Source organism: Pseudomonas protegens (assembly GCF_003363755.1).
GTDB lineage: Bacteria > Pseudomonadota > Gammaproteobacteria > Pseudomonadales > Pseudomonadaceae > Aquipseudomonas > Aquipseudomonas danubii.
The window spans coordinates 4,033,555-4,050,450 of sequence record NZ_CP031396.1 but is presented as its reverse complement, the minus strand read 5'-3'; the positions used below and the strand labels follow the sequence as shown (position 1 = coordinate 4,050,450).

Genomic DNA, 16,896 nt, shown 5'->3' with positions numbered 1-16,896 from the left:
CCCCGTGAAAACCGCTGTTGCCCCCCTTGCCCACACCCTCGCCGCTACGCCCCTGGACGAGGTGGTCGCCCAACTCAACGAGGTCTACATCGAGAAAGGCACACCGCTGTTCATGCGCACGGTGCTGGCGCTGTTCTCCGGGGGCTTTGCCACCTTCGCCCTGCTGTACTGCGTGCAACCGATGATGCCGCTGCTGTCCCGGGAGTTTTCCATCAATGCGGCCCAGAGCAGCCTGATTCTCTCGGTGTCGACGGGCATGCTGGCCATCGGTCTGCTGATCACCGGGCCCATTTCCGACCGCATCGGCCGCAAGCCGGTGATGGTGGCGGCCTTGCTCGCCGCCGCCCTGTGCACCATCGCCAGCGCACTGATGCCCAGCTGGCACGCAGTGCTGGTGATGCGGGCGCTGGTGGGGCTGTCCCTGAGCGGGCTGGCAGCGGTGGCCATGACCTACCTCAGCGAAGAGATTCACCCCCAGCACATCGGCCTGGCCATGGGCCTGTACATCGGCGGCAATGCCATTGGCGGCATGAGCGGGCGACTGATCACCGGGGTGCTGATCGACTTCGTCAGCTGGCACACAGCGATGCTGGTGATCGGCGGCCTGGCATTGATCGCCGCCGCGGTGTTCTGGCGCATCCTTCCCGAGTCGCGCAACTTCCGCCCCCGCTCGCTGCACCCACGCAGCCTGCTGGACGGCTTTACCATGCACTTTCGCGACGCCGGCCTGCCCTGGCTGTTTCTTGAAGGTTTCCTGCTGATGGGGGCCTTCGTCACCCTGTTCAACTACATCGGCTACCGCCTGCTGGCCGATCCCTATCAGCTGAGCCAGGCCTGGGTCGGGATGCTGTCGGTGGTCTACCTCTCGGGGATCTACAGCTCGGCGAAGATCGGCGCCCTGGCGGACCAACTGGGCCGACGCCGAGTGCTCTGGGCCACCATCGTGCTGATGCTGGCGGGGATCGCCCTGACCCTGCTGACGCCGCTGTCCCTGGTGCTGATCGGCATGCTGCTGTTCACCTTCGGCTTCTTCGGTGCCCACTCGGTGGCCAGCAGCTGGATCGGCCGCCGGGCCACCAAGGCCAAGGGCCAGGCCTCATCGCTGTACCTGTTCAGCTACTACGCCGGTTCGAGCATTGCCGGCACCGCTGGCGGGGTGTTCTGGCACCTGGCGGGGTGGAACGGCATCGGCCTGTTCATCAGTGCGCTGTTGCTAGGCGCGTTACTGGTCGCCATGAAGCTCGCAAAACTTCCCCCCCTGACCCGCAGCGAAGCGGCCTGAGCGCGCCAAACCTTCAGCAACGAAAACGCCCGGCATTGCAGGCTGTGTGAAAACTACTGCGTTTGGCAATACTGCGTTAAAAACAGGCTCGGAATGCTCATTTACAGCCAGTAAACTCCGCTTCCTCGCCTGTTTTTGCCTTGTCTTGCCTTCACTCGTGACGTTTTCACACAGCCTGCATTGGCCGGGCGTTTTTGATGGGGTGGCGCTTACACGTGGTATTGCGCCGACAACTCGTGCACCGCTTCCAGGAAAGCACCGGCATGCTCCGGCTTCACTTCCGGGGTGATGCCGTGACCCAGGTTGAACACGTGGCCGCTGCCGGTGCCGTAGCTCGCGAGGATGCGCGCGACTTCGCTGCGGATCGCCTGCGGATTGGCGTAGAGCACGGTAGGGTCCATGTTGCCTTGCAGGGAAACCTTGCTGCCGACACGCCGACGGGCTTCGCCAATGTCGCAGGTCCAGTCCAGGCCCAGGGCGTCGGCGCCAGCATCGGCAATGCTCTCCAGCCACAGGCCGCCGCCCTTGGTGAACAGGATCACCGGCACCTTGCGCCCCTCGTGCTCGCGGATCAGGCCGCTGACGATCTTGCGCATGTAGGCCAGGGAGAATTCCTGATAGGCCGCCGACGAAAGGCTGCCGCCCCAGCTATCGAAAATCTGCACCGCCTGGGCACCGGCCAGGATCTGCCCGTTGAGGTAGGAAGTGACCGACTGCGCCAGCTTGTCCAGCAGCAGGTGCATGGCTTGCGGGTTGTCGTAGAGCATGGCCTTGGACTTGCGGAAGTCTTTCGACGAACCGCCTTCGACCATGTAGGTGGCCAGGGTCCAGGGGCTGCCGGCAAAACCGATCAGCGGCACGCGGCCATTGAGTTCGCGACGAATGGTGCTGACCGCGTCCATCACGTAGCCCAGGTCCTTTTGCGGATCGGGGATCGGCAGGGCTTCGATGTCGGCCAGGGTGCTGACCACTTTCTTGAAGCGCGGGCCTTCACCGGTCTCGAAGTACAGGCCTTGGCCCATGGCGTCGGGGATGGTGAGGATGTCGGAGAAGAGAATCGCCGCATCCAGCTGTGGATAGCGGTCCAGAGGCTGCAGCGTGACTTCGCAGGCGAACGCCGGGTTCATGCACAGGCTCATGAAGTCACCGGCATTGGCACGGCTGGCGCGGTATTCAGGCAGGTAGCGCCCGGCTTGCCGCATCATCCACACCGGGGTGACGTCTACGGGTTGCTTGAGCAGGGCACGAAGGAAACGGTCGTTCTTCAGGGCAGTCATGTCGGCATCCGGAAAAAAAGTGGGGGCATTTTCTCAGAGCGCGACACAAAAGGCACGGCAAGAGCCGTGCCTTTTATGTATCAGGTCAATTTGTCGCGGACTACAAGCAGTTGTTTAAGCGTCGCGAGCGAAGGCAAGGCAAGGCGAAAACAGACGAGGAAGCGGAGTTGACTGCTGTCAATGAGCATTCCGAGTCTGTTTCTGCGTAGCGCCGCAGGCGTGCAGCGCGCAGCATTGCCGAGCGCAGCAGCTTAAACGCCCAGGTAGTCGAGGATGCCTTCGGCGGCGTTACGCCCTTCGAAGATCGCCGTCACCACGAGATCAGAACCGCGGACCATGTCGCCACCGGCAAAGATTTTCGGGTTGCTGGTCTGGTGCTTGTACTGGCCTTGCTCCGGCGCCACGACGCGGCCCTGGCTGTCGGTCTGGATGCTGAACTGCTCGAACCACGGCGCCGGGCTCGGGCGGAAACCGAAGGCGATGACCACGGCGTCGGCCGGGATGATCTCTTCGGAGCCGGGAATCGGCTCGGGGCTGCGGCGGCCACGGGCATCCGGTTCGCCGAGACGGGTCTCGACCACCTTCACGCCTTCGACCTTGTCTTCACCGACGATGGCGATCGGCTGGCGGTTGTAGAGGAACTTCACGCCTTCTTCCTTGGCGTTCTTCACCTCTTTGCGCGAGCCGGGCATGTTGGCTTCGTCACGACGATAGGCGCAGGTCACCGACTTGGCGCCCTGGCGGATCGAGGTGCGGTTGCAGTCCATCGCGGTGTCGCCACCGCCCAGTACCACCACCTTCTTGCCCTTCATGTCGACAAAGTCTTCCGGCGACTTTTCAAAGCCCAGGTTGCGGTTGACGTTGGCGATCAGGAAATCCAGGGCGTCGTACACACCCGGCAGGTCCTCACCGGCAAAGCCGCCCTTCATGTAGGTGTAGGTGCCCATGCCCATGAACACCGCATCGTATTCGGCAAGCAGTTGCTCCATGGTCACGTCCTTGCCCACCTCGGTGTTGAGGCGGAACTCGATGCCCATGCCGCTGAAGACTTCGCGACGATTGCTCAGCACGGTCTTTTCCAGCTTGAACTCGGGAATGCCGAAGGTCAGCAGACCGCCGATTTCCGGGTTCTTGTCGAACACCACCGGGGTCACGCCGCCACGCACCAGCACGTCGGCACAGCCCAGGCCCGCCGGGCCCGCACCGATGATCGCCACGCGCTTGCCAGTGGGCTTGACCTTGGACATGTCCGGGCGCCAGCCCATGGCGAAGGCGGTGTCGGTGATGTACTTCTCCACCGAGCCGATGGTCACCGCGCCAAAGCCGTCGTTGAGGGTGCAGGCACCCTCGCACAGCCGGTCCTGGGGGCAGACCCGGCCGCAGACTTCCGGCAGGGTGTTGGTCTGATGCGACAGCTCGGCGGCGGCGAGGATGTTGCCCTCGGCCACCAGCTTGAGCCAGTTGGGAATGAAGTTGTGCACCGGGCACTTCCATTCGCAGTACGGGTTGCCGCAACCCAGGCAGCGGTGGGCCTGGTCGGCCGACTGCTGGGGTTTGAAGGGTTCGTAGATCTCCACGAACTCTTTCTTGCGTTGACGCAACAGTTTCTTCTTCGGGTCTTTGCGCCCGACCTCGATGAACTGGAAGTCGTTATTGAGACGTTCGGCCATGTTCAGGAACCTCTTTACGACAGCCTCAAGCGACGAGCTTCAAGCTGCAAGACAATCACATTAAGTCGGCACACCGCGCACGAGCTTCAAGCTTGCCGCTTGAGGCTCGTAGTCTGCAGCTGCGTTACTGCGGATTCGCACGAGTACTGGAGAGCAGAGACTTCAAGCTCGCCGCCTTGGGCTTGACCAGCCAGAAGCGACGCAAGTAGTCGTCGAGGTTCTCAGCGAGGTTACGACCCCATTCGCTGTCGGTTTCCTCGACATACTCGTTCAGCACACGCTGCAGGTGGCTGCGATAGGCTTCCATCGCTTCGCCGCTGATCCGCTGGATTTCCACCAGTTCGTGGTTGACCCGGTCAACGAAAGTGTTGTCCTGGTCGAGCACGTAGGCGAATCCGCCGGTCATGCCTGAGCCGAAGTTGTAACCGGTCTTGCCCAGGACGCAGACAAAGCCACCGGTCATGTACTCGCAGCAGTGATCGCCAGTGCCTTCCACCACGGTGTGGGCACCGGAGTTACGCACGGCGAAACGCTCGCCCGCGGTGCCGGCGGCGAACAGCTTGCCGCCAGTGGCGCCATACAGGCAGGTGTTGCCGATAATCGCGCTGTCCTGAGTCTTGTAGACGCTGCCCTTGGGCGGAACGATCACCAGCTTGCCGCCGGTCATGCCCTTGCCCACGTAGTCGTTGGCATCGCCTTCCAGGTAGAGGTTCAGGCCCCCGGCGTTCCACACGCCGAAGCTCTGCCCCGCAGTGCCCTTGAAGCGGAACGTGATCGGTGCCTGGGCCATGCCCTGGTTGCCGTGCAGCTTGGCAATTTCACCGGAGATCCGCGCACCGATGGAACGGTCGCAGTTGCAGATATCCAGGGCGAAGTCGGCACCGCTCTTGTCGTTGATCGCCGAACGCGCCATCTCGACCATTTTCTCGGCCAGCAGGCCCTTGTCGAACGGAGGGTTGCGGTCCACCTGGCAGAACTGCGGTTTGTCCGCCGGGATATGGTCGCTGCCCAGCAGCGGGGTCAGATCCAGGTGGTGCTGCTTGGCGGTCTGGCCTTCGAGGATTTCCAACAGATCGGTACGACCGATCAGTTCCTCCAGGGAGCGCACGCCGAGCTTGGCCAGCCACTCACGGGTTTCCTCGGCGACGTAGGTGAAGAAGTTCACCACCATGTCGACGGTGCCGATGTAGTGATCCTTGCGCAGCTTCTCGTTCTGCGTCGCCACGCCAGTGGCGCAGTTGTTCAGGTGGCAGATGCGCAAGTACTTGCAGCCCAGGGCGATCATCGGCGCGGTGCCGAAGCCGAAGCTTTCAGCCCCGAGGATGGCCGCCTTGATCACGTCGAGGCCGGTTTTCAGGCCGCCGTCGGTCTGCACCCGGACCTTGCCGCGCAGGTCGTTGCCGCGCAGGGTCTGGTGGGTTTCCGCCAGGCCCAGTTCCCACGGCGCACCGGCGTACTTGATCGAGGTCAGCGGCGAAGCGCCGGTGCCACCGTCGTAGCCGGAAATGGTGATCAGGTCGGCATAGGCCTTGGCCACACCGGCAGCGATGGTGCCGACACCGGCTTCCGCCACCAGCTTCACCGAAACCAGGGCCTGAGGGTTGACCTGCTTGAGGTCGAAGATCAGCTGCGACAGGTCTTCGATGGAGTAGATGTCGTGGTGCGGCGGTGGCGAGATCAGGGTCACGCCGGGCACGGCGTAACGCAGCTTGGCGATCAGGCCGTTGACCTTGCCGCCGGGCAGTTGGCCGCCTTCGCCGGGCTTGGCGCCCTGGGCCACCTTGATCTGCAGCACTTCGGCGTTGACCAGGTATTCCGGGGTCACACCGAACCGGCCAGTGGCCACTTGCTTGATCTTGGAGCTCTTGATGGTGCCGTAGCGCGCCGGATCTTCGCCGCCTTCACCGGAGTTGGAACGCGCACCGAGGCGGTTCATGGCTTCGGCCAGGGCTTCGTGGGCCTCGGGGGACAAGGCGCCCAGGGAAATGCCCGCGGAGTCGAAGCGCTTGAGGATCGACTCCAGGGGCTCGACTTCGCTGATGTCCATCGGCGTGTCCAGGGTCTTCACCTGGAACAGGTCACGGATCATCGACACCGGGCGGTTATCCACCAGCGCGGTGTATTCCTTGAACTTGGCGTAGTCGCCCTGCTGCACGGCGGCTTGCAGGGTGTTGACCACGTCCGGGTTGTAGGCGTGGTATTCGCCGCCGTGGACGAACTTCAGCAGGCCGCCTTGCTGGATCGGCTTGCGCGGGCTCCAGGCTTCGGCCGCCAGGGCTTTCTGCTCGGCTTCGATGTCGACGAAACGTGCGCCCTTGATCCGGCTCGGCACGCCACGGAAGCTCAGGTTGCAAACTTCCTCGGACAGGCCGATGGCTTCGAACAGCTGCGCGCCACGGTAGGAGGCGATGGTGGAGATGCCCATCTTCGACAGGATCTTCAACAGGCCCTTGGTGATGCCCTTGCGGTAGTTCTTGAACACCTCGTAGAGGTCGCCCAGCACTTCGCCGGTACGGATCAGGTCCCCCAGCACTTCATAGGCCAGGAACGGATAGACCGCCGAAGCACCAAAACCGATCAGCACCGCAAAGTGGTGCGGATCGCGGGCGGTGGCGGTTTCCACCAGGATGTTGGAGTCGCAACGCAGGCCTTTTTCGGTCAGGCGATGGTGCACCGCGCCCGTGGCCAGGGAGGCGTGGATCGGCAGCTTGCCCGGCGCGATATGACGGTCGCTGAGGACGATCTGGGTGCGGCCGGCGCGCGCGGCTTCTTCAGCCTGGTCGGCGACATTGCGGATTGCCGCTTCCAGACCGACGCTCTCGTCGTAGTTGAGGTCGATGACCTGGCGCTCGAAGCCCGGGCGATCGAGGTTCATCAGCGAACGCCACTTGGCCGGGGAGATCACTGGCGAGCTGAGGATCACCCGCGAAGCATGCTCAGGCGACTCCTGGAAGATGTTGCGCTCGGCACCGAGGCAGATCTCCAGGGACATGACGATGGCTTCGCGCAGCGGGTCGATCGGCGGGTTGGTGACCTGGGCGAACTGCTGGCGGAAGTAGTCGTAAGGGGTACGCACGCGCTGGGACAGCACCGCCATCGGCGTGTCATCGCCCATGGAGCCCACCGCCTCGTAGCCCTGTTCGCCCAGCGGACGCAGCACCTGGTCACGCTCTTCGAAGGTGACCTGGTACATCTTCATGTACTGCTTGAGCTGGTCGACATCGTAGAAGGCCGAACCGTGGTCGTTGTCTTCCATGGTGGCCTGGATGCGCAGAGCGTTCTTGCGCAGCCATTGCTTGTATGGATGACGGGATTTCAAGCGGTTGTCGATGGCGTCAGTGTCGAGGATCTGCCCGGTTTCGGTGTCCACGGCAAAGATCTGCCCTGGCCCCACACGGCCCTTGGCGATCACGTCCTCGGGCTGGTAGTTCCACACGCCGATTTCCGAAGCCAGGGTGATGAAGCCGTTCTTGGTGGTGACCCAGCGCGCCGGGCGCAGGCCATTGCGGTCCAGCAGGCAGACGGCGTAGCGACCGTCGGTCATGACCACGCCGGCCGGGCCATCCCACGGCTCCATGTGCATGGAGTTGTATTCGTAGAACGCGCGCAGGTCGGCGTCCATGGTCTCGACGTTCTGCCACGCTGGCGGAATGATCATGCGCACGCCGCGGAACAGGTCGATGCCGCCGGTGACCATCAGTTCCAGCATGTTGTCCATGCTCGAGGAGTCGGAACCCACGCGGTTGACCAGCGGGCCGAGCTCTTCCAGGTCCGGGATCAGGTCGTTGGCGAACTTGGTACGCCGGGCCACGGCCCAGTTGCGGTTGCCGGTGATGGTGTTGATCTCGCCGTTGTGGGCGAGGAAGCGGAATGGCTGGGCCAGCGGCCATTTCGGCAGGGTGTTGGTGGAGAAGCGCTGGTGGAACACGCAGATCGCGGTTTGCAGGCGCGGATCACCCAGGTCCGGATAGAAGGCGGCGAGGTCCGCCGGCATCATCAGGCCTTTGTAAATGATGGTCTTGTGGGAAAAGCTGCAGATGTAGTGATCGGTGTCGGCGGCGTTGGCCACCGAGGAGCGACGACGGGAACTGAACAGCTTGATGGCAAAGTCCTGGTCGCTCAGACCCTGGCCGCCGATGAACACTTGTTCGATCTGTGGCAGGCGCTCCAGGGCCAGACGCCCGAGCACACTGGTATCGATCGGTACTTTGCGCCAGCCCACCAGCTGCAGGCCGGCGGCCAGGATCTCGCGGTTCATGTTTTCGCGAGCGGCTTCGGCTTTCACCGGGTCCTGGTTGAAGAACACCATGCCCACCGCATATTGCTTGGGCAGTTCGACGCCGAAATGCTCCGTGGCGACGGCGCGCAGGAACAGGTCGGGCTTTTGCATCAGCAGACCGCAACCGTCGCCGGTCTTGCCGTCCGCGTTGATCCCACCGCGGTGGGTCATGCAGGTCAGGGCCTCAATGGCCGTTTTCAACAGGGTATGACTGGGTTCGCCCTGCATATGGGCTATCAGGCCGAAACCACAGTTATCCTTAAACTCATCTGGTTGGTACAGACCTGCTTTCATAGACACTTTCTCACCAGGCTGCCTCTTATCGAGACAAATTTCTTTTCAATTCAACCACTTACCGTCCACGCCGAACGTACGCCAGCTTTGCGGGGGCAAAAGGGAGGTCATTATACACACCGACACAAAGCCCCACAAATTTGACGACGATCTGTCGCAAATTCATGTCGCATTTATGAACGTTTTAAAGCGATATGCTGTGCTAGTCAAAAAGTTTTGCTTTTGACTGCCGCGACTCAAAAACTACTGTGACGCAGACACCACAAGGCACGCGGCCGGTAAGGCAGCATGCCGATGCGGAAATTTGAGGTTGCCGGGAGAGGCGGCCTGGGTAAGGCCGCCGAATCTTCAGCGAGTTGTTGCCAGTTCTTGTTGAACGCTAGCGACAGTGCGAGGCCAAGGTTTACCAGCCTGAACCTTCGCTGGCAAGGATTTGATGGCGCTGACCGCTGCATCGCGGCTTGCGAAGTTGCCGTAGGTGATCACATACAGCGGCTTGCCGTTGAGGACTTTCTTGAAGTAGCGGTATTCACCGCCTTGTTCCTTAACAAAATTCTGCGCGGCGGCTTCCGAGCTGGTGCCGAGAATCTGCACCACGTAGTTGCCTGGCGCTTGTCCGGCGTACCAACTGCCACCGGCAGCCTTGGCTACAGTGACCGGCTTTTCCGCTGGCTTGGCGGCCGGAGCCGGCTTGGCAGCAACCGGTTTCTCTACCGGCTTGGGCGCAGGGGTCGGCTTGGCGGTGGCGACCTGGGTCGGGGCCGGAGTCGGAGTCGGTGCAGGGCTGGCCACTGCACCAGCAGGCGGCGCGGTGGTGGTCACGGTTGGCGGAACGGCACTGGAGCCTTCCACAGGAACCCCATCGTCGCCCTCGGTGATACCGCCTGCGGCTTCAGCCAGAGGACCGCGCATGACCGGTTGCGACTGGCCGACCAACGGCAGCGGCATCGGCTGAGACGAGCCGGCAAATTCCACCGATGGACTGCCATTGGCATTCGGTGTCGGTGTCTGCCCGAGGGGCAGTTGCGCTTGCTCGCTGGCCGGAGCCCCGGTGGTTGGCGCCTTGCTGCGACCCGGCATCAACCAGGCTGCAGCCACGGCCACAACCACTACAGCGGAAATGGCCAATACGTGTTTCTTCGGCATGTTGAACCCCATACTTGGACGCTTGACCGCGGAGCGGCTGGCGATCATGGCTTCGATCATTGCATCCCTGGCGACCTGGTTGATGTTGCCCGGCCAGCCATCGGAGCTTTCGTGAATATCACTGATCTGATCTGCGGAGAAAAGTTCGATGCCCTGACCCGCGCCCTCGAGGCGCTGAGCCAGATATTCACGGGTTTCCTCTTCGGTGTATGGCTGCAATTCGATGACGTGGAAGCGCTCTTCCTCGGTGCTCAACTGATCCAGGGACGCGATCAGCGACGACTCGCCGAACAGGAATACATGAGGGCGACCTTCCGGAGCGCCCGCCGCCAGGGCCAGCAGGGCCTCAAGTGCAGACTCGTCAAGCTGCTCGGCATCATCCACCAGCAGGTAGACTTCCTGACCGGTCAGGGCCAGTTGCACCACTTGGGCGAGGATTGCGCCGATCTCGGCCTGGGCCACGTTCAAGGCCTGGGCTACCTGGTGCAACACTCCGGCAGCATCGCTGGCGCCACGGGCGGAAACCACCACGCTTTGCACCGATTGCTTGTTGGTACTGGCGACCAGAGCCTGACGCAACAGCGTCTTGCCACTGCCCTGAGGGCCGGTGACTACCAGCAGCAGCTGACTGTAACGTGCCAGGTGATGCAACTGCCCCAGCACAGGCTTGCGTTGGGCAGGAAAGAATTTGAAGCCAGGGACCCGGGGAGCGAAAGGATCATGGCTCAACTGGTAATGGCCGAGGAAAGCCTCGTCGGCGTGCAAACTAGTCATCGGGATCTTATTAACCTTTAAGCTGAGCCAGGGCGCGGTAATCCGCTCCCAGCGTGGCCTGTAAAATCTCTTTCGGATAATCGTCGGTCACTACGGCTTCGCCCATGCGGCGCAACAGCACCAGACGCAAACGACCGTCGATCACTTTCTTGTCAATTGCCATATGTTCGAGGAAGTCCGCTTCGGTCATCTCTTCAGGCGGGATGACCGGCAAGCCCGCGCGCTGGAACAGACGAATACCGCGGTCACGCTCCTGGCTGGTGATCCAGCCCAGGCGCGCGGACATTTCCAAGGCCATTACGGTGCCAGCAGCTACCGCCTCACCATGCAGCCAGACACCGTAGCCCATATGAGTCTCGATCGCATGGCCGAAGGTATGGCCCAGGTTGAGGGTGGCACGCACCCCCGATTCACGCTCGTCGGCACCGACCACCGCAGCCTTGGCCGCGCAGGAGCGTTCGATGGCATAGGTCAGCGCCTGCTGGTCCAGGGACCGCAGGCGATCGACATTCTCTTCCAGCCAGGTCAGGAACGGCTCGTCGCAGATCAGGCCGTACTTGATCACTTCCGCCAGGCCCGCCGACAGTTCACGGTTCGGCAGGGTATTGAGGCTGGTGGTATCGATCAGCACCACGTTCGGCTGATAGAAAGCGCCAACCATGTTCTTGCCCAGGGGGTGGTTGATGCCCGTCTTGCCACCCACCGAGGAGTCCACCTGGGACAACAGGGTGGTAGGAATCTGGATAAAGTCCACGCCGCGCTGATAGCAGGCGGCGGCAAAGCCGGCCATGTCGCCGATCACTCCGCCGCCGAGGGCAATGATGGTGGTCCGACGGTCGTGGCGCGCAGTGAGCAGGCCGTCGAAGATCAGTTGCAGGGTTTCCCAGTTCTTGTAGGCCTCGCCATCGGGCAGGACCACCGAAATCACCGAAAACTGCGCCAGACTGCGGGTCAAACGCTCAAGGTACAGCGGCGCAACGGTCGCATTGGAAATGATCGCCACTTGCCGCCCGGCGATATGGGGCACCAGCAGCTCGGGCCGGTCCAACAGTCCTTCACCAATGTGAATCGGGTAGCTGCGCTCGCCTAGATCGACCTTAAGTGTCTGCATGTGTCCCCACAGTGAAGATGGAAGCAGGCGTTGTGCCTTGTATTGACGATGGGCCTCGTCTGGTCTTCTGACGCTGCCCGATAGCTCTGCGCCACACCTTGGCGGTCGTGGCGCGACGCCGAGAATAGCGCATTTCGCTCGACGCATTAACGGGGTGGCAGCTGCTGCAGGCGCTCGAGTATGTCCAGCACCACCATTCGTGGCGGCCGCTCATCGGTTTCCACCACCAGGTCGGCGATTTCCCGATAAAGCGGATCACGGATTTCCAACAGGTCGCGCAGGGTCTTGGCCGGATCGGCGGTGCGCAGCAAGGGACGATTGCGGTCCCGGGCGGTGCGCCCTACCTGCTGTTCCACCGAAGCGTGCAGATAGACCACTCGTCCACCGGCATGCAGCGCCCGACGATTGGCTTCGCGCATCACCGCACCACCGCCGGTAGCCAGGACCACGCCGTCGGTGCCACAGAGCTCGGCGATCATCGCCTGCTCACGATCGCGAAAGCCCGGCTCGCCTTCTTTATCGAAGATCCACGGAATATTCGCGCCTGTACGCAGTTCAATTTCCTTATCGGAATCTTTGAATGGCAGGCGCAGCTCTTTGGCCAGTAAGCGGCCTATGGTGCTTTTTCCAGCCCCCATCGGCCCAACAAGAATCAAATTTCGCACAGAATCAACGACTCACAGCAATCGCCTGGTTGTTCATGATACGCGGAGTGAGAAATACCAGCAGCTCGGATTTTTTCTCCGACACCACGTCACGCCGGAAAAGGCGGCCAAGATACGGCACATCGCCAAGAAATGGCACTTTATCTACAACCTTGCTTTGGGTATTGGAGAAAACCCCACCGATGACGATGGTCTCACCATCAGTGACCAGGACCTTGGCATTGACCTCGTTCTTCTTGATCGGCGGCACATCCTGAACCTTGTTCAGGTAATCCGGCTCATCCTTGGTGACCTTGACGTCCATGATGATGCGGTTGTCCGGGGTGATCTGCGGCGTCACCTCAAGAGACAGCGAGGCCTCCTTGAACGACACTGAAGTGGCGCCACTGGAACTGGCTTCCTGGTAGGGAATTTCGGTGCCCTTGAGAATCCTCGCGGTTTCCTTGTCGGAGGTGACCACCTTGGGCTGGGACACGATTTCACCGTTGCCGGTCTTCTCCATGGCGGTCAGCTCCAGGTCCAGCAGCACGCTGTCAGTGATGTAGGCAACGCCGATGCCCGAGGTGTTGGCCGTGACACCCAGATCGACGAAGGGCGAATTGCTGCCACTGCTGCCCGGGGTGCCGATGGTCGAAGAGCCTTTGGCGCCGCTCTGCACCCCGGAAGCATTCCAATTGCCCCTGTTTTGCACCGAGCCGCCCCAGCGCACGCCCAGGCTCTTGTCGTAGTCGATGTTGGCCTCGACGATTCGCGCCTCGATCATCACCTGACGCACCGGGACGTCCAGCTGAATGACCATGCGCCGCAGCTCATCGAGGCGCTCCTGGGTCTGGTAGGCAATGATGTTGTTGGTGCGCTCATCCACGGTGATGGAGCCACGTTCGCCAACCTTCTCCTCGGTACCGGTCACGGACTGGAACAGCCTGGCGATATCCGCAGCCCTGGCGTAATTGACCTGCAGCAGATCCCGGCGCAAGGGCGCCAGGTTTTCCAACTGCGTCTGCAACTCCAGCTCCTGGCGCTCGCGGGCCGCGATCTCATCCGCCGGAGCCACCAGCAAAACGTTCCCGACCTTGCGCTTATCCAGCCCCTTGGTCTTGAGTACCAGATCCAGAGCCTGGTCCCAGGGCACGCTCTGCAAGCGCAAGGTGATATTGCCTTGCACGGTGTCACTGGCCACCAGATTGAGCCCGGTGAAATCGGCGATCAGTTGCAGCACCGCGCGCACCTCGATGTCCTGGAAATTCAGCGAAAGCCTTTCACCGGGCAGACGCGTTGCGCCCTCACCTGAAACCCCAATGTTTTCCGGCTCAAGCGGGGGGCTGCTGGCAAATCGATTGTGCTCTTCAGAGGCGAAGGCCCTGAGCGCGGTGGCGCCAACCAGCGATGCCAGCAGCACTATCCATAGCACCACACCGAAGGCTGAAACAGTCCTGTTCATTTTGCAGATTCCACTTAAAAGTGTTTTTTCAGAGACAGTGTTCGCGGCCGCTCCTGCCAGGCTCCCGCTCCATCGGCGACAATTTCCACCACGTCCACCCGGGACTCGCTGATGGCCACGATCCGGCCCTCGTTTCGCCCCAGGTAATCACCGACCTGCAAGGGAAAGACACCGCCTGCGCTGCGCAACAGCGCAAAGCGGCCGGAGGCACGGGACAGAGTCCCGACCATTTGCAACTGCTCGATATCGAAGCCCTCAAGATGTTGCCGGACCCGCCGCGAATTGGGCCGGACAGCACTCGCGCCCTGTCGAGCAGTGATCTGCTCGACTCTTTGGGGTGGCTGAAATGGGCTGCGCAGCGCGCTGGCGCCATAAGTGACCGAGGGGTAGGAGCGCATGACCGGAGGCGGATCAATCGCCCCCGGTGATTGCAGGTGCACCTCACTCATGTAGGCATCCAGGTCGGCAAAGTCAGCGCCACCTTCACATCCCAGCAGTGCCACACAGAAACAACCGAATACCCAGCAACGCGAACCGATCATGAGTGAGGCTCCCGACTGTCATACCTGTAGGTCCGCGCCTCGATGCTCATGCGCAGTTGTGTGGAATTGCCCCTGTCCACGGGCTTGATCTGAAAATCATGCAAGGTGACGACTCTCGGCAGACCGGCGACGCCACTGACGAAAGTCGCCAGGTCGTGATAGGCACCAGTGACCGCGATCTGAATTGGCAGCTCGACATAAAACTCCCGGACCACCTCCGGTTGCAGCTTGATCTCCTCGAACACCAGGCTGCTGTCCTGCCCCATGCGACTGATGTCTTCCAGCAGTCCTGGGACCTCGGTCTCGCTGGGCAACTGGCGCACCACCAGAGAGAAGCTGTCCTGCAGGGCCCCAAGCTGCTCACGGTAGCGCTCAAGATTGGCGACCTTTCCAGCTTTGTCAGCGAACTGCAGCTTGAATCGATGCTCCTCCCGGCGCAGTTGCCCCAGCGTCTCCAGATGCGGACTCAGGTAAAAGCTATAGCCCGCCACCTGGGGCAGTAGCAGAAGCAAGACCGCCAGCAGCGCCTTGATCGGCCCGGGCCAGCAACCGAGGTTGCTCAATTCCAGCTCCCGTAGATCGGTACTACGCAACTGCGCCAACCAATGCCCCAGGCTCATCGCGGGACCTCCTGCGGCAGCAAGGGCATCCACCCAACGTTGAGCCGAAACAGATTGCCCAACCCCTGATCCGCCGCCACAACATGCTTCACCTCGGTCAGACAGGGTGCGGCAAACCCCTCGGCGGACTGCAGATTGCGCATCAACTCGGACACCCGCTGATTGGACTCCGCGGCCCCACTAATGCTCAGGCTCTGCCCCTGCAGACCCACCTCGGTAAAGTACAAGCCAGCGGGCAGGCTGCGGGCCAATTGCTGGAAAATCCGCACACTGGCCGAGCGGCTGCCTTGCAGATCCTCAATGACCCCCATGCGCTCCACCAGTTGCTGACGCTGGACCTTGAGTTGGTGAATGGTGGCAATTTGGTTATCCAGGCCAACCGTCGCCTGCCTCAGATATTGGTTGCGAGCCTGTTGCCGACCGATCAGCCGGTCGATGCAGGCATCGGCCAGGAGCACAAGCCCTACGCCCAGCACCAGCATTGCCGCCAATGCCTGGAGGAAACGTCGGCGGCGCAACGCTCGTGCGGCCTCGCGCCAGGGAAGAAGGTTGATGCCGGCCATCAATCAAACCCTCGCAGGGCCAGACCGCAGGCACGCAGCAGGTACGGCGCCTGTTCAGCAAGCGCTCGGGCATCCACATGGGGAGCAATGGACATGCTGACGAACGGATCGGCGATGACTGTGACGATTCCCACTTGTTCTGCTAGCCGACCATCAAGACCGGTCAAGCGGCTGCCGTCACCGGCCAGCAGCAACCGCTCAACAGGCTGTTGTTGCGGCGACTCGGCAAACAGTTGCAAGGAACGATGCGCCTGCAGCAACAACGCTTGCTCGAACGGCCGCAGCGTGTCATCGGCACAACCTTGGGGCAAACAGCCCTGGCGCTCGGCCAGCAACGCCTGATCCAGGGTCAGCGCGTAGCGGCGCTCCAACGCCTGGGTCAGCTGTCGACTGCCAAACAACTGCTCCCGGCTGTAGATGATTCGCTGGCCGTGCATCACGCAGAACGTGGTCATATCCGCACCTATGTCCAACAGCGCCACGGCCAAGGGCGATGCAGACGGCAACGACTCCGTCAGCATTGCCAGACAACGCTGCAGGGCAAGGGGCGCGCTATCCACCACCCTTGGCATCAGGCCTGCCAGGTTCATTGGCGCTTCCAGGGCTTCGACATCCTCGTTGCGACAGGCCACCAGCAGCACCTGAACCCGCTGGGGATCACCGGGCACGGCGCCCTGGACCTCGAAATCAATGGCCACGTCCTCAAGGGGATAAGGAATGTACTGGGCCGCCTCCAGCTGGAGCTGATGTTCCAGCTCATCGTCGCCGAGCCCGGCCGGCATCTCGATCAGCTTGCTGATCACTGCCTCGCCCGACACCGCCACAGCTACATCCCGGCGACGGCTGCCGCTCTTGAGCCAGGCCCGGGACAACACCCTGGCCAGCGCCTCGGGATCGGTCCCGAACGGGTCCGAAGCCAGGTCTTCCCTGGCATAAGCCTCGACTCGATAGCTGCGCCGCTGGTGACTCAGAGCCAGAAGCGTGACCGATGTCGCACTGATGTCGATCCCCAGCAGGGAACCCGACTTTTTGCTGAAGAGTCCAAGCACGATCATTTCCCTATGACTATCCGTAACTTACGAACTTCCTGAGCTCAATTGCACTCGTTCGCCACGTCTTGACAGACAGGCAAATGACGCTCTCGGCGGAAAATGCTTATAATGCGCAGCGTTTTTTTTCCGCTTTCCTGCTGCGTAGGTCGGTCCCTGAATACCTTGAATGCCCTGACGCCT

The 16,896-nt window shown here is 61.8% G+C and carries 11 protein-coding genes and 1 pseudogene; 1 reads left to right on the top strand and 11 read right to left on the bottom strand.

Annotation, left to right across the window (positions count from 1 at the left end; all coding sequences use genetic code 11):
* The first annotated feature begins 52 nt into the window (after positions 1-52).
* A complete protein-coding gene (locus tag DWF74_RS18310) occupies positions 53-1,282 on the top strand; it encodes an MFS transporter (protein ID WP_430757473.1) in 1,230 nt (409 codons plus the stop codon).
* A gap of 209 nt (positions 1,283-1,491) precedes the next feature.
* Here DWF74_RS18310 and hemE read toward each other — a convergent pair whose 3' ends face one another.
* From hemE to pilM, 11 genes and pseudogenes are all read right to left on the bottom strand, one after another.
* Entirely contained in the window at positions 1,492-2,559 is a 1,068-nt protein-coding gene (gene hemE / locus DWF74_RS18305) for a uroporphyrinogen decarboxylase (RefSeq protein ID WP_102862808.1), read from the bottom strand.
* Between the two features lie 251 nt (positions 2,560-2,810).
* Positions 2,811-4,229, bottom strand: coding sequence for an FAD-dependent oxidoreductase (locus DWF74_RS18300; RefSeq protein ID WP_102862807.1), 1,419 nt, complete (start codon positions 4,227-4,229; stop codon positions 2,811-2,813).
* A 124-nt stretch (positions 4,230-4,353) separates the two neighbouring features.
* Entirely contained in the window at positions 4,354-8,802 is a 4,449-nt protein-coding gene (gene gltB, locus DWF74_RS18295) for a glutamate synthase large subunit (RefSeq protein ID WP_115581445.1), read from the bottom strand.
* 348 nt (positions 8,803-9,150) lie between these two features.
* Positions 9,151-10,722 carry an AAA family ATPase gene (locus DWF74_RS18285; protein ID WP_102862805.1) on the bottom strand — a complete coding sequence of 524 codons (1,572 nt, stop codon included), beginning with the start codon at positions 10,720-10,722 and terminating at the stop codon, positions 9,151-9,153.
* Between the two features lie 10 nt (positions 10,723-10,732).
* Positions 10,733-11,833: a 3-dehydroquinate synthase gene (gene aroB / locus DWF74_RS18280; protein WP_102862804.1), complete on the bottom strand. Its 1,101-nt coding sequence runs from the start codon at positions 11,831-11,833 to the stop codon at positions 10,733-10,735.
* Between the two features lie 146 nt (positions 11,834-11,979).
* Complete coding sequence (gene aroK, locus DWF74_RS18275) at positions 11,980-12,498, bottom strand: shikimate kinase AroK (protein ID WP_011058824.1); 519 nt, start codon at positions 12,496-12,498, stop codon at positions 11,980-11,982.
* Between the two features lie 4 nt (positions 12,499-12,502).
* Positions 12,503-13,762, bottom strand: a pseudogene (locus DWF74_RS18270) (type IV pilus secretin PilQ); the annotation flags it as partial.
* Between the two features lie 191 nt (positions 13,763-13,953).
* Positions 13,954-14,481: a pilus assembly protein PilP gene (locus tag DWF74_RS18265; RefSeq protein WP_115581443.1), complete on the bottom strand. Its 528-nt coding sequence runs from the start codon at positions 14,479-14,481 to the stop codon at positions 13,954-13,956.
* Positions 14,478-15,101 carry a type 4a pilus biogenesis protein PilO gene (locus DWF74_RS18260; RefSeq protein ID WP_115581442.1) on the bottom strand — a complete coding sequence of 208 codons (624 nt, stop codon included), beginning with the start codon at positions 15,099-15,101 and terminating at the stop codon, positions 14,478-14,480. The genes DWF74_RS18265 and DWF74_RS18260 overlap by 4 nt, the downstream gene beginning before the upstream one ends.
* Complete coding sequence (locus DWF74_RS18255; RefSeq protein WP_115581441.1) at positions 15,098-15,664, bottom strand: PilN domain-containing protein; 567 nt, start codon at positions 15,662-15,664, stop codon at positions 15,098-15,100. Before DWF74_RS18255 ends, DWF74_RS18260 begins: the two co-directional genes overlap by 4 nt.
* Positions 15,664-16,713: a type IV pilus assembly protein PilM gene (gene pilM / locus DWF74_RS18250; protein ID WP_115582462.1), complete on the bottom strand. Its 1,050-nt coding sequence runs from the start codon at positions 16,711-16,713 to the stop codon at positions 15,664-15,666. The genes DWF74_RS18255 and pilM overlap by 1 nt, the downstream gene beginning before the upstream one ends.
* Between the last annotated feature and the right edge of the window lie 183 nt (positions 16,714-16,896).